This is a genomic window from Pseudomonas sp. R28(2017), from assembly GCF_002112505.1.
Lineage (GTDB): Bacteria > Pseudomonadota > Gammaproteobacteria > Pseudomonadales > Pseudomonadaceae > Aquipseudomonas.
Window position 1 is genome coordinate 1 of the sequence record NZ_NEHW01000013.1, and the last position, 18,656, is coordinate 18,656.

The following is an 18,656-nucleotide window of genomic DNA, read 5'->3' on the forward strand; positions in this document are numbered from 1 at the left end:
CAGCCCAGGCACACAGCAGATTCCCCACCCCCACCAACACCAACCCAAGGGCAAACACCTGCGCCGGGCTCAAACGCACAGCCAAGCGCATCCCCCACCGCGGCGTCAGCAACATCGCAACGGCAAACGGCAACATCCCCGCCCCTGCCGCCAGCGCCGACAGCTGCAGCCCGTTCTGCAGATACAACGGCAACAGCGTCATCATCACCTGCGCGCACGACGCATAGGCGAACATACCCAGCAAGGCCCCAACGAAGCGCCCGCTGCGCATCAGTTGCAGGTCGATCATCGGCCGTTCCTGGCTGCTTTCGACCATGATGAACAGCCCCATCAGGAACGCGCTGATCAGCAGGCGCCCGAGCGTATCGACGCTGGTCCAGCCGACCTGGTTGGCCTCGATCATCGCCCAGATCAGGCAGCCCAGGCTGCCGGCAAAGGTCAGGCTGCCCATCGGGTCGAGCCGTGCAGCATCACTGTCGCGTGACGCTTCGACACTGCGCAGCACCATCAGCACCAGCACCGCCACCAGCGGCAGGTTGATGTAGAAGATCCAGCGCCAGCCGAGGGTGCTGGCGATGACGCCGCCGAGCAGGGGCGCGAAGGTGATGGTCGCACCCATGCAGGCGCCCCAGAATGCCCAGGCGCGCAGGCGTTCCTGGGGTTCGTGGAAGCGGTGGCCGATGGCGGCAAGGGCTGAGGTCAGCAGCATTGCCGCGCCCACGCCTTTGGCCGCCCGGGCCAGGTCGAGAAACAGCAGGCTGGGGGCTGCGCCGCAGGCCAGCGAGGCAATGGCGAACACGGCCAGGCCGATCAGCAGCATGCGCCGGCGACCGAAGCGGTCGGCCAGGCTGCCGGCGGGCAGCAGGCAGGCGGCGAAGGCCAGCAGGTAGGCGCTGACCACCCATTCGATATCGGCGAACGAGCCGGACAGGTCGCGGGCGATGCTGGGCAGGCTGACGGCGACGATGTTGGTGTCGAGGATGATCAGGGCGCAGACCAGGGAGGCGGTGAGCAGGGTGAAGCGTGCAGAAGGCATGGAGAGGCTCCGTGAGGCGAGCTTGTTGCCTGGTTTGAGATCGCCGGGGCTGCTTTGCAGCCCATCGCAGGCAAGCCAGCTCCTACAGGTACAGCGCCCTTGGGTCTTGCACTGTACCTGTGGGAGCCGCGCTTGCCGGCGATGGGCCGCGCAGCGGTCCCCTGCATGGTGGACTCACCTTAATGCCAGCAGCCCCGAAGCTTGTTAGCCTCAAGGGACCGCGTCATTAGCTTGCAGGTAACACCGCATGGAAATCCGTCACTTTCGCTACTTCCTCTGTGTCGCCCGCCACGGTCACTTCACCCGTGCCGCCGAGCAGCTGGGCATCGCCCCGCCCACCCTCAGCCGGCAAATCCAGGACATGGAGCGCGAGCTGGGTGTGCGGCTGTTCGAGCGCAACCAGCGCGAAGTGAACCTCACCGCTGCCGGGCAGGCGCTGCTGATCGAGGCCGAGCAGGCGGTGCGCCAGTTCGATGCCGCGCAGCTGGGCGCGCAGCGTGCCGGCCGGGGTGAAAGCGGGCGTATCGAACTGGGCTACGTGGCATCGGCGGCGTACTCGGGCATGTTGCAGCGGCAGGTGATCAGCTTCAGTGATGCTCACCCCGGCGTGCGCCTGAACATCCGTGAACTGCCCATGGCCGAGTTGCCGGGCATGGTGCGTGATGGCCTGCTTGATCTGGCCTATGTGCGCTCGCCGATGGAGTTGCCAGAAGAACTCGAAGCCATTGCCTTGCATCAGGAAGGCTTCGTGCTCGCCCTGCCCGCCAGTTCGCGGATCAACGAACTGCCGCAGATTCCGGCGGCGCGCCTGGCCAACGAGACCTTCATCCTGCCCGAGCAGATTTCCGGCACGCTGGAGGCGGCGGCGCAGGGTGGCTTCGTCCCACGGCTGGGGCCGCAACCGGGCAGCCTGGTAGCAGTGATTACCTTGGTGTCGCTGGGGCAAGGGATCGCAGTGGTGCCCGAGTCGGTGGTGCAGCGCCTCAGCCTGCCGCAGGTGAACTACCGGCGGATTGCCGATTGCCAGCCCAGCTCGTGGTTGAGCCTGGTGCACCGGCGCTTCGAGAAGGCGCCGGCTGTGAACAGGTACATCGAGATGGTAAGCGATTAGACCTCGAACAATTTGTCTCACCGCTGGTGAGACTGTTCATGGCGAACACATTCCCGCCCCTTCACATTTCCAGACGTGGCACAAAAAACGAAGGGCACCCATCCACTGGTGCCCTCGCCCTTGTTGCAAGGTGAACTCAATCACCCCATCGACCGCGCCCCCACCGTTTGCGCATGTCCCCGCGAGGTGACGATCCCCAGGAAGGAAATCACGATCGCCAGGCCCAAGGTCGAACTCACTTCCGCCCGGTGCTCAGGCGTGTACATCATCACCGCCAGCGCGCCGGCGATGAAGATGATCACTGCCCAGGTCAGGTACGGGAACAGCCACATGCGGAACTTCAACTCGGTGTTCTCGCGCTCCAGGCGGCGGCGCATGCGCAGCTGGGAGATGGCGATGACCATGTACACCAGCAGCGCGATGGCGCCGGAGCTGGCCAGCAGGAACTCGAACACGCCCTTGGGTGCGAAGTAGTTGAGGATGGCGATGGCAGCGCCGATCAGGGTGCTGCCGAACACTGCGGCGCGTGGCACGCCGACCTTGGAGGTCTTGTTGAGAAACGCCGGGGCGTCGCCGCGCTTGGCCAGCGAGTACATCATCCGCGAGGCGATGTAGATCGACGAGTTCATGCAGCTGGTCACCGCCACCAGCACCACCAGGTCGACCATGAAGGCCGCGTTGGGGATGTTCATGATTTCCAGCGCGCGCTGGTACGAACCCACCACCGCCAGCTGCGGGTCGTTCCACGGCACCACCGAGATGATCACGAAGATCGACAGGATGTAGAAGGTGCTGATCCGCCAGATCACCGAGCGAGTGGCCTTGGCGATGTTGCGCGACGGGTCGCTGGATTCGGAGGCGGCGATGGTCACGGCTTCGGTGCCGATGAAGCTGAACATCACGGTGATGAACGCACCGATCACCGCCGACCAGCCCTTGGGCACAAAGCCGCCATGTTCGGCCATCAGCCCGCTCAGGCCGCTGACTTCACGGTTGGGCAGCCAGCCCATCAGCGCGGCGAAACCCAGGCCGATGAAACCGAGAATTGCCGTGACCTTGAGGATGGCGAACCAGAACTCGAACTCGCCGTACTTGGCCACGCTGAACAGGTTGGTGCCCGCCAGCAACAGCACCGAGGCGAGGGCGAAGATCCAGCTGGGGATATCGGGGAACCAGGCGTTGAGCACATGCCCCGCCGCCAGCGCTTCGATCGGGATCACCAGCACCCAGAACCACCAGTACAGCCAGCCGATGGTATAGCCGGCCCAGCGGCCGATGGCCTGGTCAGCGTAGGTGGAGAACGATCCGGTGTCCGGGTGTGCAACGGCCATTTCGCCGAGCATGCGCATGACCAGTACCACCAGCGTGCCGGCCACGAAGTACGAAATAATGGTGGCTGGCCCGGCCGCCGCGATGGCGTGCCCGGAGCCGACGAAAAGTCCTGCGCCGATGATGCCGGCGATGGACAGCATCGTTACATGACGTGGCTTGAAACCTTGTGCAAGGTTGCCATCAGATCCCACGGTGTTCATTGATGTTGTTCTCTTTTTGCTGACACAAGGAAGGACGGGCAGGCGTAGGCGAAAATATCTCCTTTCAAATCAATAAGTCGACACGTTGCTGGTGCTCTGTTGTTGATCTTTGGCACGCGTCACAGAGCAAGATGCCGGTGCGGTTCGGGCTTCATTTAAGCCCCGCAAGGCTGTGGGAAATTACACGAGAACGCCTCGGAACTGTTCGATCACGACAGCGCATTTCCAGAAACGCCAGATGTCGCGAATGGCATGTCCGATTACGCCAGCGGGCCATTTGAAGCTTTTGTTTTTCATCCGGATGTGTGTTGCCAGGCCTGGCCTCTTCGCGGGCAAGCCCGCTCCCACAGGATCACCACCCATTCTGAATCTGGTGCATTACCTGTGGGAGCGGGCTTGCCCGCGAAGAGGCCGGCACAAGTCTCACGGTAAAACCCGATCTGCCCAGCCCTGCAGATCCAGGCTTTCCAACTCCCTCAAGGCCGCCGCCAGCAGCGGGCTGCGCACCGCTTCATCCCGCACCAGCAACCCCATCTCGCGGCTCAACTCCGGCACCAGCACCCGCGCCGCCAAGGGCCCATCTGCCTGGCACAGCACACTGTGCGGCAAGATGCTGAACAACCCCGCCTGCCGCACATGGGCGCACAGCGCCGTCAACGAATCGGTCTCCACCCGCGGCTCCACTGCCAACCCCTGGCGCTGGAACATCGCATCGATCCCCTGCCGGCACTGCATCTTCGCCGCCAGCAGGCACAACGGCAGGCGCGCCGCGGCCTCCCAGCTCAATGGCTGGTTGCTGTCGAAACTGGCCTCCTCGGCCGCCACCAGCACATAGCGCTCGCGAAACACCGTGCGCACCGAACACGCGGCCAGCGGCTGGTCGTCCAGGTAGCTCAAGCCCAGGTCCAGTTCGAACTGGTCGAGCTTGCGCGGGATCTCCTGCGCCGACAGGGTCTGGATTTCGTGCCGCATCCGTGGGCCTGGTCGTATTGTCTTTGCCGCAGTATCACCGCATCGCTTGCCGCTGCTCAACCGCCAGCCGACCAGGTTGTGACACACACAAAAAAGCCCCGGTTTCCCGGGGCCTCTGTTGCTCAGGCGTCTGCCTACGCCTGCCCGGTACGCTCGAAGCGCCTGGCCAGCAACAGGTAAGCGAAGATCCCCAGCACGCCATGGGCGGCCACGAACCAGAGTGCGTTGTGGAACGAGCCCGTGCTGGCGACCACGTAGCCGATCACCAGCGGGGTGACGATGCCGGCGATGTTGCCGATGCCGTTGAACACGCCGCCACACAGCCCGACCATCTTCTTCGGCGCCACATCCGACAGCACCGCCCAGCCCACCGCCGCCAGGCCCTTGCCGAAGAAGGCCAGGGTCATCAGCGCGATCACCGCCGCGTTGCCCTCCACATAGTTGGCCAGCACCAGGCTGGTAGACAGCGCCATGCCGATCACGAACGGGGTCTTGCGTGCCTTGGAAGGGTGCACGCCACGGCGGATCAGGCAGTCCGAGACGAAGCCGCCGAGGATGCCGCCGGTGAAGCCGCAGATGGCCGGCAGCGCGGCGACCCAGCCGGCCTCCATGATGGTCATGCCACGGCCCTTGATCAGGTAGATCGGGAACCAGGTGATGAAGAAGTAGGTGAGCGCGGTGATGCAGTACTGGCCCAGGTACACCGCCCACAGGTTGCGGCTGGTGAACAGCTGTGCGATCTCGGCGCGGGTCGGTTTGCTCCTGGCCGTCTTGCGTTCCTTTTCCAGGTCGACCAGGGCACCGCCTTCACGCATGTAGTCCAGCTCTTCGCGGCTCAACCCCGGCGCGCTGTGCGGCTCGTGATAAAGCCGGAACCACACCACGCTCAGCACCAGCCCCAGCACGCCCATCCAGATGAACACCTGCTCCCAGCTCAGCGTGTGGGTCATCCATGCCATCAGCGGGGTGAACAGCACCACGGCCATGTACTGCGCCGAGTTGAACAGGGCTGAGGCCGTGCCGCGTTCACGGGTGGGGAACCAGCAGCTGACGATGCGCGAGTTGGCCGGGAACGCCGGTGACTCCACCAGGCCGAGCATGAAGCGCATGGAAAACAGCGCCACTGCCGCCGAAACACCGGCCAGCCCCAGCCAGCCGACCGTGCCCTGCAACAGGGTGAACAGTGACCAGAGAATCAGGCTGACGCCATAGACCCGGCGTGCGCCGAAGCGGTCGAGCAGCCAGCCACCGGGGACTTGGCCCAGGGCGTAGGCCCAGGCGAAGGCCGAGAAGATCATGCCCAGCATCACCGGGTCCAGGCCCAGGTCTTTCAGTACTTCGGTGCCGGTGATCGACAAGGTGGCGCGGTCGGCGTAGTTGATGACGGTGATGACGAAGATCAGCGCCAGGACCAGGAAGCGATGGCGACCGACCCCGGCCACGGCCTGCGATGCGGCGACGGCGGATTTGCTGTTCATGTGGACCCTCTTGCTTCTCGATGGAAGCGATTGTTCTTGTGCGGAGAAGGTGCGGCCCTTGGGCCTTGTGTTGCCTGTACCGGCCTCTTCGCGGGCAAGCCCGCTCCCACAGAATTTGCAGAGATGCCGAACACCGTGGCATTCCTGTGGGAGCGGGCTTGCCCGCGAAAGGGCCCTAAAGGTCGATCACCTGATTCGGCGGCACCTCGCCGCGAAAACAGGCTTCAAGGTTGTTCAGCACCATGCGCCCCATCTCCAGCCGGGTCTGCAGCGTGGCGCTGCCCCGATGCGGCTGCAGTGCAACCTGGTTCAGATCACGCAGCGCCGGCGGCACTGATGGCTCGTCGACGAACACATCCAGCCCGGCCCCGGCAATGCGCCGCTCACGCAACGCCTCGACCAGCGCGTCTTCATCGACCAACTTGCCGCGCGCCACATTCACCAGGTACCCCTTCGGCCCCAGCGCATCGAGCACTTCTGCCGTCACCAGTAGCTGGCCGCCATCGGCGGACGCTGCCACCACCAGCACATCCACCGACCGCGCCAACGCGACCAGGTCGGCCTCATAGCGGTAACCGGTTTCTGGCTGCTCGCGCCGCCCGTTGTAGGCAATGCGCATGTCGAATGCAGCGGCGCGGCGCGCGATAGCCTTGCCCACCTCGCCCAGCCCGACGATGCCCAGTTCGATGCCGCTGACCTTGCGTGCCAGTGGCAGGTTGACCGTGCCCCACAAACCGTCGCGCACCAGCCGCTCACCCTCGCCCAGGCGGCGCAGGGTGCTGATGATCAGGCCCATGGCCAGGTCGGCCACATCGGCGGTGAGCACGCCGGGTGTGGTGGTGACGCGGATGCCGCGGCTGGCCGCATGGCGCAGGTCCACGGCATCGGTGCCGATACCGCTGATGGCGATGATCTCGAGGGCGGGTAGCTGGTCCATCAGCGTGTTCGACAGGCCCTTGGCACCGCCGGTGATCACGCCGCGAATGCGCGGACCAACCTCGGCGAGCAGCTGCTGCGGGTGGTCATGCTGATACAGGCGATGCACCTGGTAGGCGCTGACCAGCTGGGCATCAATGGCCTCTGGCACGGGCTGGGTCAGCAGCACGTCGATGGAAGGGTTGTTCATCCTGGGCATCCGGCAGTTCGAAGACATGACTCGATGCTAGGCCCGCATTTGATACAGGTCTAATATAGATGATGGATCGAATAATTCAGGAATTGAATCATGGAGCTGCACCAGCTGCGCTGCTTCGTCGCGGTCGCCGAAGAGCTGCATTTCGGCCGCGCCGCCACCCGCCTGCACATGACCCAGCCACCGCTGAGCCGGCAGATCCAGCTGCTGGAACATTCCCTCGGGGTGCTGTTGCTGGAGCGCAACAACCGCCAGGCACGCCTGACCCTGGCCGGGCAAAGCTTTCTCGAAGACGCCCGGCGTATCCTGCAAGTTGCCGAATCGGCCAGCCAGTCGGCGCGGCGCATCGCCCATGGCGAAGCCGGCCGCCTGACCCTGGGCTTCACCGCCGTCGGCGCCTACAGCATGATCCCGCGCTTGCTGGTGCACGCCGGGCAGACCTTGCCGGACATCGAGCTGGTGCTCAGCGAGCGCGTCTCCTCCACCCAGGTGCACGACCTGGAGGCCGGCCTGATCGATGTCGGCCTGGTGCGCCAGGTGCTGCCCAGCGCGCGCGTGGAGTACCTGCCGATCCACTGCGAACCCTTCGTCGCGGCCCTGCCCGCCGGGCATGCACTGGCAGCACGCGAGCGGCTCAGGCCGAGCGATTTCGATGAGCAGCCGTTCGTGATGTACAGCGCCAACGAAGGGCGCTATTTCCACGACCGTATCGCCAACCTGTTTGCCCGGCATGAGGTGCAGCCACGGTATCTGCATCAGCTGGGGCAGACGCATTCGATCCTGGGCCTGGTCAATGTCGGGCTGGGCTGCGCGGTGGTGCCGGCTTCGGCGCAGGCGTTGCGCCTGGAGCAGGTGGTGTTCAAGCCGTTGGGGGGAATGGAGCAGCAGGCAGAGATCTTTCTGGCGTTTTGCCGGGATAACCCTAACCCGGTGCTGGGGGCCTTTGTGGCGATGGCGCGGGCATTCTTTGAAGCAGGGTAAATGGTGTTGGCTTGTTCGCGGGCTCGCCCGCTACCACAGGTACTGCACAAGACCCTGTGGGAGCGGGCGAGCCCGCGAAGAGGCCAGCAGCCTTAACGCACCAGGCAAGGCCGCTTGTTGTCGAAGCTCCACCCTGGAATCAGGAACTGCATCGCCACGCTGTCATCCCGCGCGCCCAACCCCATGTTGCGGTAGCACTCATGGGCCTTGGCCAGCTGGTCTTCATCCAGCACCACCCCCAGCCCCGGCCGCGCCGGTACCCGCACATGGCCATCGACGATGCGCAGCGGATCACGGGTCAGGCGCTGGCCGTCCTGCCAGATCCAGTGGGTGTCGATGGCCGTGATTTCACCCGGCGCCGCCGCCGCCACCTGGGTGAACATCGCCAGCGAGATGTCGAAGTGGTTGTTCGAGTGCGAGCCCCAGGTGAGGCCCCAGTCGTTGCACATCTGCGCCACCCGCACCGACCCCTGCAAGGTCCAGAAGTGCGGGTCGGCCAGGGGGATGTCCACCGACTGCAACTGGATCGCATGACCCATCTGCCGCCAGTCGGTGGCGATCATGTTGGTGGCGGTCGGCAAGCCAGTGGCACGGCGGAACTCGGCCATCACTTCACGGCCCGAATAGCCGTTCTCGGCACCGCACGGGTCTTCGGCGTAGGCCAGCACAGCGTGCTTGTCGCGGCACAGGGCGATGGCCTCTTTCAGCGACCAGGCGCCGTTCGGGTCAAGGGTGATGCGCGCTTCGGGGAAGCGTTCGGCCAAGGCCGTCACTGCTTCCATTTCCTCCTCGCCACGCAGCACGCCGCCCTTGAGCTTGAAGTCGCTGAAGCCGTAGCGCTGCTTGGCCGCTTCGGCCAGGCGCACCACCGCTTCCGGGGTCAGGGCCTTCTCGTGTCGCAGGCGGAACCAGTCGTCATCGGCATCGGCTTCGTTGCGGTAGGCCAGGTCGGTCTGCTGGCGGTCGCCGATGTAGAACAGGTAGCCGAGCATCTTCACTGCCTCGCGCTGTTGACCTTCGCCCAGCAGGGCCGCCATCGGCACGTTGAGGTGCTGGCCGAGCAGGTCGAGCAGCGCCGACTCGATGGCCGTCACCGCGTGCACGGTGATGCGCAGGTCGAAGGTCTGCAGGCCGCGGCCGGCGGAGTCACGGTTGGCGAAGGTCTGGCGCATGGCATTGAGCACGCGCTGGTAATGGCCGATCGGCTGGCCGACCACCAGGCTGCGGGCGTCTTCCAGGGTCTGGCGGATCTTCTCGCCACCGGGCACTTCGCCCAGGCCGGTGTTGCCAGCGCTGTCGCGCAGCACCACGACGTTACGGGTGAAGTACGGGCCATGGGCGCCACTGAGGTTGAGCAGCATGCTGTCGTGGCCGGCGACGGGGATCACGCGCAGCTCGGTGACGACCGGGGTGCTGGTGTGAACAGCGGGGTTGGTCTGCAGGTTCATGGTTGTTGTCTCGCAGTCATCAGTGGGTCTGGCCCAAGGCCGAAGGCGCCTTGAGGTCGTCAGTAGGAGCGCCCTTCGGGCGAATGCGTACGAAGAAGATGGCGATGGCCGCCAGCACCGAGGTCACGGCCAGGCCATACAGCCCGCCCTGGATCGAGCCGGTCTGCTGCTCGAGCAGGCCGAAGGTGGTGGGGGCGACGAAGCCGCCGAGGTTGCCCACCGAGTTGATCAGGGCAATCACGGCCGCGGCGATGCGCGCATCCAGGTAGCCTTGCGGGATCGGCCAGAACAGCGACGAGGCCGACTTGAAGCCGATGGAGGCGAAGCACACGGCGACGAAGGCGAACACCGGGCCACCGGTGGTGGACATGAACATGCCGATGGCAGCGACCACCAGGGCGCCGGCAACCCAGGCCTGCTGGAACTTCCAGCGCGTCGAGCCGGCGGCGAAGGCATACATGGCAATGATCGAGATCAGCCACGGGATCGAGTTGAAGAAGCCGACCTGCAAGTCGCTGAGGTCGCCCATGCGCTTGATGATGCTCGGCAGCCAGAAGGTGGCGGCGTAGATGGTCAGCTGGATGCAGAAGTAGATCAGGCAGAACAGCACGATCTGGCGGTCCTTGAGCAGGCTCCAGGCCGAAGGCTTCACCGCGCCGACGGCTTCGCGCTCACGCTGCTCGCGGTCGATGGTCGCGACCAGTGCGTCCTGTTCGGCCTGGCTCAGCCACTTGGCATCCTGCGGCTTGGAGTCGAGCCAGAAGAACACGAAGAAGCACAGGGCCACCGAGGCCATGCCTTCGATGAACAGCATCCACTGCCAGCCATGCAGGCCCAGGCCCTGGATCTGCATCAGCGCGCCGGCCAGCGGCCCGGAAATCAGCGACGCCAGGGCCGAACCGCTGAGGAAGATGGCAATCGCCTTGCCGCGCTCGGCGGCCGGCAGCCAGCGGGTGAAGTAATAGATCACCCCGGGGAAGAAGCCCGCCTCGGCCACGCCCAACAGGAAGCGCAGCACGTAGAACTGGGTTTCGTTCTGGACGAAGGCCATGGCGGTGGCCACCAGGCCCCAGGTGAACATGATGCGGGTCAGCCACAGCCGCGCACCGACCTTTTGCAGCAGCATGTTCGAGGGCACTTCGAACAGCGCGTAGCCGATGAAGAACAGGCCGGCGCCGAAGCCAAAGGCGGCGGCGCTGATGCCCAGGTCGCTTTCCAGGTGCGGGCGGACGAAGCCGATGTTGACGCGGTCGAGGTAGTTGACGATGAACATGATGACGAACAGCGGCAGGACGTGGCGCTTGACCTTGGCCACGGCACTGGCCAAAGCGTCGCCTTCATTCCGGGCAGACGGAGCGAGGGTGTCGTTCACAGGTAGATCTCCCACTAATTGTTTTTGTGCGGGTCGAAGTTGTCTGACATGACAGTGGAATGGAGCATATGCGCAGCGAGGTTGTACGACAAGATGCCGAATGTCGCTTAAATGGCAAAATACAAGCTGATAAATAGCAATATTGCGTCGATAATGCCGCCATCGCTTAAAACAGGCGTGCACCGTGCAGAGAAAAACCAGGCAAGAAATATTTTTATTGGTTAACTTGTCGTACAAGCAACCCAGTCCCGGATATCGCCATGGATACATCCCCCGCCAAACGCAGTCACAGCCGCGCCCACGACCTGGTGTCGAGCCTGACCCAGCAGATTCTGCTGGGCACCTTCAAACCTGGGGACAAGCTGCCTTCGGAGAACACCCTGGTACGCGAGCATGGCGTCAGTCGCACCGTGGTCCGCGAAGCGCTGTCGAAGTTGCAGGCCTCAGGCCTGGTGGAACCGCGCCACGGCATCGGTACGTTCGTGATGGCGCGCCAGGGCCAGGCGGGTTTGCGCGTGGGGGCGGAGAATGCCGCGAGCGTGCGTGACCTGCTGGAGCTGCGCATCGGCCTGGAGGGCCAGGCGGCGGCCCTCGCCGCCGTGCGCCGCAGTGACGAGCAGCTGGCGCGCATGCGCAAGGCGCTGGATGACTATCAGGACCTGGCGGCCGCCGGGGACAGCTGCATCGAGGCTGACCGGCGCTTTCACCTGCTGATCGCCGAGGCCACCGGCAACCTGTATTTCAGCGAGATGATGGCGCAGCTGGGCAACGGGCTGATCCCACGCAATCGAATGGCCTTGGCCGAACGCGCCGGGGCCAACCTGGCGCGGCATGCGTACCTGGCCAACCTTGAGCATGAGGCGATCCTCAATGCCATCCGCCGGCAGGACCCGGATGCGGCGCGGGCGGCGATCTGCCTGCACCTGTCAAACAGCCGGGACCGCCTTCTGCCGGACTAGGGGCTGCGTTGCAGCCCATTCGCGGGCAAGCCCGCTCCCACAGGATCATCACAAGGCCAGAATCTTGTGAGGGACCTGTGGGAGCGGGCTTGCCCGCGAAGAGGCCAGCACAGGCAACCCAAAAAGCTCAGGCCAGCGCCCGATCCACCAGCACCTGCAGGCGCCCTTGCGAACAGCACTCGACCCGCGCCTCAACACCATATACCTCGGCCAGCAACTCAGGCTGCAGTACCTCTTGCGGCGCCCCGCACGCCACCACCCTGCCCTCGCGCAACACCACCAGCCAATCGGCATGGCTGGCCGCCAGGTTGATGTCATGCAATACCGCCACCGCCAGCAACCGATGCGCCGCCACCCGCTCGCGCACCGCGCCCATCACCCGCAGTTGGTAATGCAGGTCCAGCGCACTGGTCGGCTCATCGAGCACCAGCACCTGCGGATTGCGCGCCAGCAACTGCGCCAGTGCCACCAGTTGCCGCTGGCCACCGGAAAGGCTATCGAGCGAGCGCTCGGCCAGCGCCTCGATCCCCAGTTGGCGCAATGCCTCATAAGCGCTGCCGAGCAAGTCATCCGCACCACTCACACGCAGCGCCGCGACAATGCTCTCCAGCACGCCAAGGGCAATCCCCGGAGGCAGTTGCTGCGGCATGTAGGCCAGCCGCCGCGAGCGCTCGGCAAAGCTCAGCCGGGTCACGTCCTGGCCATCCAGGCTCAAGCCACCCTTCATCCGCTCCAGCCCCGCCAGCGCCCGCAGCAAGGTCGACTTGCCCGCGCCGTTGGGCCCGACCAGCGCCACCAGGCTGCCGGCCGGCAGCTCCGGCAAACTCACCCCTTGCAGGATCTGCCGCGCGCCATAGGTGACCGCCACTTCATCGATCAGCAGGCTCACAGTTTTCTCCCCCGGCGAAACACCAGCACCACGAACACCGGCACCCCGACCAGCGCCGTGACGATGCCCACCGGCACGATCACTCCAGGCAGGATCAGCTTGCTGGCAAGCGACGACAACGACAGCATCAACGCCCCCACCAGCGCACTGGCCGGCAGCAGGAAGCGTTGATCCTCACCGACCAGCAAGCGGGCGATATGCGGCCCGACCAGGCCGACGAAACCGATGGTGCCGACGAACGCCACCGCCGTCGCCGACAGCAGGCTGATGCGCAGCAGCGAGGCCAGGCGCAGGCGCCGGGTGTCCACGCCAAAACTGCGTGCACGGTCCTCGCCCATGCGCAGCAGGGTCATGGCCGGCGCGGCACGCAGCGAGAACGGCAACAGCAGCGCCAGCACCAGGGCGAGAATGCCAAGCTTCTGCCAGTTGGCCCGGGCCAGGCTGCCCAAGGTCCAGAACACCAGTTGCTGCAGCACGTCCTCGGTGGCCAGCAACTGCAGCAGCGAGACCAGCGCATTGCAACTGAACACCAGGGCGATGCCGAACAACACCAGGCTCTCCACGCCTGCGCCACGCAAGCGTGACATGGCCTGCAGCAGCACCACCGACAGACAGGCGAAGACAAAGGCCATCACCGTCACCTGCGCGCTTGGCGCAAACCAGGCGATACCCAGTGGATAGGCAATCGCCAGCGATGCACCGAGCGCCGCCGCCGACGACACACCGAGGGTGAAGGGGCTGGCCAGCGGGTTGTCGAGGATCGCCTGCATCTCGGCGCCAGCAAGCGCCAATGCCGCACCCACCAGCACCGCCATCAGTGAGTACGGCAGGCGCACGTTCCAGATGATCACCCGCTCGGTGGCGCTCAGCGTCGCCGGGTCGAAGATGCCGTGCAGCAGTTGCCCCAGGCCCATGCCCGAGGCACCGCTGGCCAGGTCACCGAGCACCGACAGCAGCAACAACAGCGCCAGTGCCAACACCAGCAAGGTGCGCCGCCAGAGCACGCGGCGGTAATGCCAGGCCGCGAGCGCCGCGCCCTCCTGAGCCAGCGCGGTCACTTGGCGTCGACCCAGTACTGGCCGTCCAGGCCTACCTTCAGCATCCGGTTGATTTCAGCCAGGGTGGCCTGCGGGTCGACCTGCTGGAAGCGCTCAGGGTGCACCCAGCGGGCCATGGCTTCGATCGCCAGGATGTTGAACGGCGAGTTGTAAAAGTCATGCCACAAGCCATGGGCCTGCCCGGCCTGGATCGGCCGCAGCGGCGCGAACTCGGGGCGGGCGGTGATCTTCGCCAGGCTCTGGCGGGCCGTCTCGCTGGAAACACCCGCGCCCAGCAGCACGCCCGGCGCACGGTTGCCGGTGGCGATGTACACGTCCGGGTCGGCCTGCAGCACGTATTCGACACTGACGTCGCCCAGCGCGCCCGGCACCACGTCGGCACCGATGTTGTGCCCGCCGACCGCCTCGACGACGCTGCCCAGGCCGCTCTTGCCGGTGGTATGCCCCGGTGCCTGCCACACGCCCGCCAGCAGTTCGAGAAACACCTTGGGCCGTTCACCGGCGGTGAGCCCGGCCACGCTGTCGGTGATGTGCTTGAGGTGGCGGTCGTACAGGCTCAGGTATTCCTGCGCCTGCTGTTCACGCCCGAGCAAGGTGCCCAGCGCCTGCATGCTGACCCGCGTGTTACGCATCGGGTGCACGCGGAAGTCGATGAACAGCACCGGCACCCCGGCCTTCTCCAGCAGGTCGGCCACCGGGCTGTGCTGGGTCGGGCCTTCACCGGCGATGCTGAAGACCGCAAGGTCCGGCTTGAGCGCGAGGATCTGCTCAGCACTGACACTCTGCTCGGAGGCCTGGCCGATCAAAGGAAGCTTGGCCACCTGTGGGTACAGCTTGGCGTAGACCTCATAGGTGTGCGGGTCGAGCAGGCGCATGTCGTTCTGCCAGCCGACCACCCGCTGGAACGGGTTGTCGCGGTCGAGCAGCGCCAGGGCGAAGAACAGCCGCCCTTCACCGAGCACGATGCGCTGCGGCGTGTGGTCGACTTCGACCTTGCGCCCGAGCACGTCGGTCACTGTCAGCGCGTTGGCGGTTTGGGCAAAGCCGGCAGCACCCGCCAGCAGCATCAGGGCCAGCAGCAGGCGCCGCCGTATAACGGAAGGGAAGCACATCGGGGGAATCCTCTTGCAGAGAATCAGTCGCATCTGAAGCGGGGCATTCTAGCCAGCCGCCTTCCCCTGCCGATGTGCGCAAATGTATTGGCTTGTCGAACCGTCGTTACAGTTTCACCAGGTCAGGCAGATCTTGCCGAAATGCCGGTTGCTTTCCTGATAGCGGAACGCCTCGACGATCTGCTCCAGCTCGAAATGCTTGTCCACCACCGGCCGCAAGCCATTGGCATCGATCGCCCGCACCATTGCCTGCTGCTGCGCACGGCTGCCCACCAGCACCCCTTGCAGGCGGATCTGCCGCACCAGTGCCTGCACCAGCGGCAACTGCCCGGCCACGCCGGTGAGAATGCCGATCAGCGACACATGCCCGCCGATGCGCGCGGCGATCATCGACTGCTCCAGGGTCGCCGGCCCGCCCACTTCGATCACATGATCGACGCCGCGATTGCCGGTGAGCTCACGGGCTTTCTCGCCCCAGGCCGGAGTGCTTTTGTAGTTGATCAGGTGGTCGGCGCCGAGGGCCTTGAGGCGTTCGAGCTTGGCATCGCTGGACGACGTGGCGATGACCGTGGCACCCGCCAGCTTGGCGAACTGCAGGGCGAAGATCGACACGCCGCCGGTGCCCTGCACCAGCACCGTGTCGCCGGACTTGAGGTGGTCATCGCTCATCAACGCGCGCCAGGCAGTGAGGCCCGCGGTGGTCAGGGTCGCGGCCTCGGCGTGGCTGAAACCCTGGGGCGCCAGGGTGAAGGCTGTCGCCGCAGCGGTCACCTGTTCGCGAGCATAGCCGTCGAGGCCATCACCGGGCACCCGGCCAAAACCTTCGACATTGGCCTGGCCATCGAGCCAGTCGGGGAAGAAGGTGCTGACGACGTTGTCACCCACCTTGAATTCACTCACCCCGGCACCGACCGCGACCACTTCGCCAGCACCGTCGGCCATCGGAATACGCCGCTCGCTCGGCCCCCACATGCCGCTGACCACGGCGAAGTCGTGATAGTTGAGGGAGCTGGCGTGCAGCTGCACGGTGATCTCGCCGGCCTTGGGCGCCGGGGCCTCACAGGTGCCGATCTCGACCTTGTCGTAGCCGCCGCCGGGTTGCACATAGATGGCCTTGCTGGTCATGGGTGAGGCTCCATTCAGAGGAAAGACTGGGGTTCAGCATAGCCATTACCGGCCCTTTCGCGGGCAGGCCCGCTCCCACAGGGGCTCTGCAGACCTGAGCCCTGCGGTGTACCTGTGGGAGCGGGCTTGCCCGCGAACAGGCCCTCACTGGCAACAGCACATTCAGCCCAAAAGCACCCTCAATGCCCGGCAATCCGCCGCATGCCAATCCACCAGTTCAGGCCACGGGTTATCCGGCAGATTCACCAGCACCGTGCGCGCGCCAGCGGCCCGCCCACAGTCCAGGTCAAAGCGGTAGTCCCCGACCATCACCAGTTCGCCGGGCGCCACGCCCCAGGCACTGGCGATCTTCAACAGCCCATCCGGGCTGGGCTTGGGCTCTGCTTCGTCGCGCCCGAGAATGTGCTCGACCTGGAAGCAGTCGGCCAGGCCGATCGCTTCCAGCGTCACATGCGCCAGCTCCCGCGCATTGCGGGTGAGGATGCCAAGGCGGCAACCGCGCCCGGCCAACTCACGCACCAGCTCCACCGCCCCCGTGGCCGCGGTCGAGGCAATCGCCAGGTCGCGTTCATGCTCCAGCAGCCAGGCATGCTTGGCTGCCGCCTCCGCCGCCGGCAGCGCCGCCAGGTGGGTGAGAATGTCGTGCTCGGCCGGGATGTCCAGGGCGACGCGGATGGCGGCGAAGTCGTGCACCGCCACGGTCAGGGTGCCGTCCATGTCGAACACCCAGTTGCGGATTTCGCCCAGGCTCATGCCCAGTCCTTGCGGTGGCGAATCAGGCCTTCCTGGGTCGACGACGCCACCAGCTGGCCTGCGCGGTTGAATATGCTGCCGCGGCAGAAACCACGGGCATTGCCGGCCCAAGGGCTGTCGGTGGCGTACAGCAGCCACTCATCGGCACGCAGGTTGCGGTGGAACCACAGCGAATGGTCGAGGCTGGCGATCTGCATGTCGCGCTGCCACACCGACTTGCCATGGGGCAGCAGCGAGGTGGTCAGCAGGCCAAAATCGGAGGCGTAGGCCAGCAGGTACTTGTGCAGCGCCGGGACGTCAGGGAGCGTGCCGTCGGCGCGGAACCAGGCGTACTTCACCGGGTCGCCGGGCTGGGGGTTGAACGGGTCGCGCTCGGTGACCGGGCGGATCTCGATCGGCTTGGCGCACAGCACCTTGTCGCGGATGCGCTCAGGCAGCTTGTCGGCATGGGCGCTGGCCAGCTCGACTTCGGTCGGCAGGTTTTCCGGGCCGACCACGTCGGGCATCTGCACCTGGTGCTCGAAGCCTTCTTCGTCGTACTGGAACGACGCGCTGCAGGTAAAGATCGGCTGGCCCTTCTGGATTGCCGTCACCCGCCGGGTACTGAAACTGCCGCCGTCGCGCACACGGTCGACCGAGTACACCACCGGCAGGCTGGCATCGCCCGGGCGCAGGAAGTAACCGTGCAGCGAATGCACATGGCGCGCATCCTCGACCGTCTGGCTGGCCGCCGACAGCGACTGGCCCAGCACCTGGCCACCGTACAGCTGGCGGAAGCCCAGGTCCTGGCTGCGGCCACGGAACAGGTTCTCCTCGATCGGCTCGAGGCTCAACAGGTCGACCAGGTCGTCCAACACATGACTCATCGGGGGTTCTCCTTGTAGGAGCGAGCGTGCTCGCGATGCGCCGCGCAAGCGGCGCTCGGTTTCACAGGCGCTGAACATCTTTCGGCGAGCACCTTGCAGATTGGGAAATGATACAGCGTTTGTCATTGACGCCGTGCATGGCGGCTCATTCAGTACGCAGGGTCTGCTCCCAATGTGCGCGGTCAATGCGGTAAAGCACGTGAGGGCGCAACGGATGCCCGATGGGCAGGCGGGGGTGGTCGAAGCTGCCATTGGCGTCCTGGACCATGCCAATGGCCTGCATGACTTTCTGCGATGGCAAGTTGCTCTCGCTAGTGAACGACACCACCTCCTCCACGCGCAATTGGGCGAAAGCACAACGCAGGCAGGTCCATGCTGCCTCGCTGGCAAAACCCAGGCCCCAGTGGCGCCGCGCCAGGCGCCAGCCAATCTCCACCGCCGGGGCGAAGGGCGCGTCGAAGTTGACATTGAGCAGCCCCGTCATGCCGATGAACGCCCCACTGTCCTTTCGCTCCAGGGCCCACAAGCCGAAGCCGTATTCGTTGAAGTGCCCACGAATCCTGCCGATCAGCGCCGCCGCTTCGAGCCGCGTCATCGGCGCCGGGAAATAGCGCATCACCTGCGGGTCGGCACACAGCGCGGCGAATTCGCGCAGGTCGTCATCGTGCCATTGGCGCAGCACCAGGCGTGCGCTTTCCAGGTGGAGGATGGGGGGCATGGGGCGAGCTCCGGTTTTGCGCTGTGCCTTTTGACAGCGTAGGCGTGGCCAGGTTTTTCATGCAACCGGCAGCGCCCGGAATGCAATTTTCACAACCCCTTCACCGGCCCCCGA

The 18,656-nt window shown here is 65.4% G+C and carries 17 protein-coding genes; 3 read left to right on the forward strand and 14 right to left on the reverse strand.

Going from position 1 to position 18,656, the window contains the following annotated elements; all coding sequences use genetic code 11:
• Window positions 1–1,036, reverse strand: a 1,036-nt coding sequence (locus CAF78_RS21000; RefSeq protein ID WP_085691050.1) for an MFS transporter, incomplete at its 3' end; no start/stop codon positions are given.
• A 247-nt stretch (window positions 1,037–1,283) separates the two neighbouring features.
• Between CAF78_RS21000 and CAF78_RS21005 the strand changes: the two genes are divergently transcribed.
• Window positions 1,284–2,147 carry a LysR family transcriptional regulator gene (locus CAF78_RS21005; protein ID WP_085677184.1) on the forward strand — a complete coding sequence of 288 codons (864 nt, stop codon included), beginning with the start codon at window positions 1,284–1,286 and terminating at the stop codon, window positions 2,145–2,147.
• A 140-nt stretch (window positions 2,148–2,287) separates the two neighbouring features.
• Here the strand turns inward: CAF78_RS21005 and gabP are convergent, their stop codons facing one another.
• The 4 genes from gabP to CAF78_RS21025 all read right to left on the reverse strand — a co-directional run bounded on the left by gabP (window position 2,288) and on the right by CAF78_RS21025 (window position 7,255).
• Window positions 2,288–3,679, reverse strand: coding sequence for a GABA permease (gabP, locus tag CAF78_RS21010; RefSeq protein ID WP_085677183.1), 1,392 nt, complete (start codon window positions 3,677–3,679; stop codon window positions 2,288–2,290).
• 423 nt (window positions 3,680–4,102) lie between these two features.
• The gene (locus CAF78_RS21015) at window positions 4,103–4,651 is read right to left on the reverse strand and encodes a LysR family transcriptional regulator substrate-binding protein (protein WP_085677182.1); all 549 of its coding nucleotides are present in this window, start codon (window positions 4,649–4,651) and stop codon (window positions 4,103–4,105) included.
• Window positions 4,652–4,785: 134 nt separating this feature from the next.
• On the reverse strand, window positions 4,786–6,129 hold the full coding sequence (locus CAF78_RS21020) for an MFS transporter (RefSeq protein ID WP_085677181.1): 1,344 nt from the start codon (window positions 6,127–6,129) through the stop codon (window positions 4,786–4,788).
• A 175-nt stretch (window positions 6,130–6,304) separates the two neighbouring features.
• A complete protein-coding gene (locus CAF78_RS21025) occupies window positions 6,305–7,255 on the reverse strand; it encodes a 2-hydroxyacid dehydrogenase (protein WP_085677180.1) in 951 nt (316 codons plus the stop codon).
• A 99-nt stretch (window positions 7,256–7,354) separates the two neighbouring features.
• Here CAF78_RS21025 and CAF78_RS21030 point away from each other — a divergent pair, with 99 nt between their 5' ends.
• Entirely contained in the window at window positions 7,355–8,242 is an 888-nt protein-coding gene (locus CAF78_RS21030; RefSeq protein WP_085677179.1) for a LysR substrate-binding domain-containing protein, read from the forward strand.
• 92 nt (window positions 8,243–8,334) lie between these two features.
• Here the strand turns inward: CAF78_RS21030 and gudD are convergent, their stop codons facing one another.
• Together gudD and CAF78_RS21040 are read right to left on the reverse strand one after the other, a co-directional pair.
• Complete coding sequence (gudD, locus tag CAF78_RS21035) at window positions 8,335–9,690, reverse strand: glucarate dehydratase (protein ID WP_085677178.1); 1,356 nt, start codon at window positions 9,688–9,690, stop codon at window positions 8,335–8,337.
• Between the two features lie 19 nt (window positions 9,691–9,709).
• Window positions 9,710–11,062: an MFS transporter gene (locus CAF78_RS21040; RefSeq protein WP_085677177.1), complete on the reverse strand. Its 1,353-nt coding sequence runs from the start codon at window positions 11,060–11,062 to the stop codon at window positions 9,710–9,712.
• Between the two features lie 260 nt (window positions 11,063–11,322).
• On the opposite strand from CAF78_RS21040, the gene CAF78_RS21045 reads away from it, so the two are divergent.
• Entirely contained in the window at window positions 11,323–12,021 is a 699-nt protein-coding gene (locus tag CAF78_RS21045; RefSeq protein WP_085677176.1) for a FadR/GntR family transcriptional regulator, read from the forward strand.
• A gap of 127 nt (window positions 12,022–12,148) precedes the next feature.
• On the opposite strand, the gene CAF78_RS21050 is transcribed toward CAF78_RS21045, so the two are convergent.
• The 7 genes from CAF78_RS21050 to CAF78_RS21080 form a co-directional block, all read right to left on the reverse strand.
• On the reverse strand, window positions 12,149–12,910 hold the full coding sequence (locus tag CAF78_RS21050; RefSeq protein ID WP_085677175.1) for an ABC transporter ATP-binding protein: 762 nt from the start codon (window positions 12,908–12,910) through the stop codon (window positions 12,149–12,151).
• On the reverse strand, window positions 12,907–13,968 hold the full coding sequence (locus tag CAF78_RS21055; protein ID WP_218189743.1) for an iron ABC transporter permease: 1,062 nt from the start codon (window positions 13,966–13,968) through the stop codon (window positions 12,907–12,909). The genes CAF78_RS21050 and CAF78_RS21055 overlap by 4 nt, the downstream gene beginning before the upstream one ends.
• On the reverse strand, window positions 13,965–15,080 hold the full coding sequence (locus CAF78_RS21060) for an ABC transporter substrate-binding protein (RefSeq protein WP_085677173.1): 1,116 nt from the start codon (window positions 15,078–15,080) through the stop codon (window positions 13,965–13,967). Before CAF78_RS21060 ends, CAF78_RS21055 begins: the two co-directional genes overlap by 4 nt.
• A 114-nt stretch (window positions 15,081–15,194) precedes the next feature.
• On the reverse strand, window positions 15,195–16,205 hold the full coding sequence (locus CAF78_RS21065; protein WP_085677172.1) for an NAD(P)-dependent alcohol dehydrogenase: 1,011 nt from the start codon (window positions 16,203–16,205) through the stop codon (window positions 15,195–15,197).
• A gap of 162 nt (window positions 16,206–16,367) precedes the next feature.
• Window positions 16,368–16,958 carry an HAD family hydrolase gene (locus tag CAF78_RS21070; RefSeq protein ID WP_085677171.1) on the reverse strand — a complete coding sequence of 197 codons (591 nt, stop codon included), beginning with the start codon at window positions 16,956–16,958 and terminating at the stop codon, window positions 16,368–16,370.
• Window positions 16,955–17,824 carry an acyl-CoA thioesterase II gene (tesB, locus tag CAF78_RS21075; protein ID WP_085677170.1) on the reverse strand — a complete coding sequence of 290 codons (870 nt, stop codon included), beginning with the start codon at window positions 17,822–17,824 and terminating at the stop codon, window positions 16,955–16,957. The genes CAF78_RS21070 and tesB overlap by 4 nt, the downstream gene beginning before the upstream one ends.
• A gap of 145 nt (window positions 17,825–17,969) precedes the next feature.
• The gene (locus CAF78_RS21080; protein ID WP_085677169.1) at window positions 17,970–18,542 is read right to left on the reverse strand and encodes a GNAT family N-acetyltransferase; all 573 of its coding nucleotides are present in this window, start codon (window positions 18,540–18,542) and stop codon (window positions 17,970–17,972) included.
• Between the last annotated feature and the right edge of the window lie 114 nt (window positions 18,543–18,656).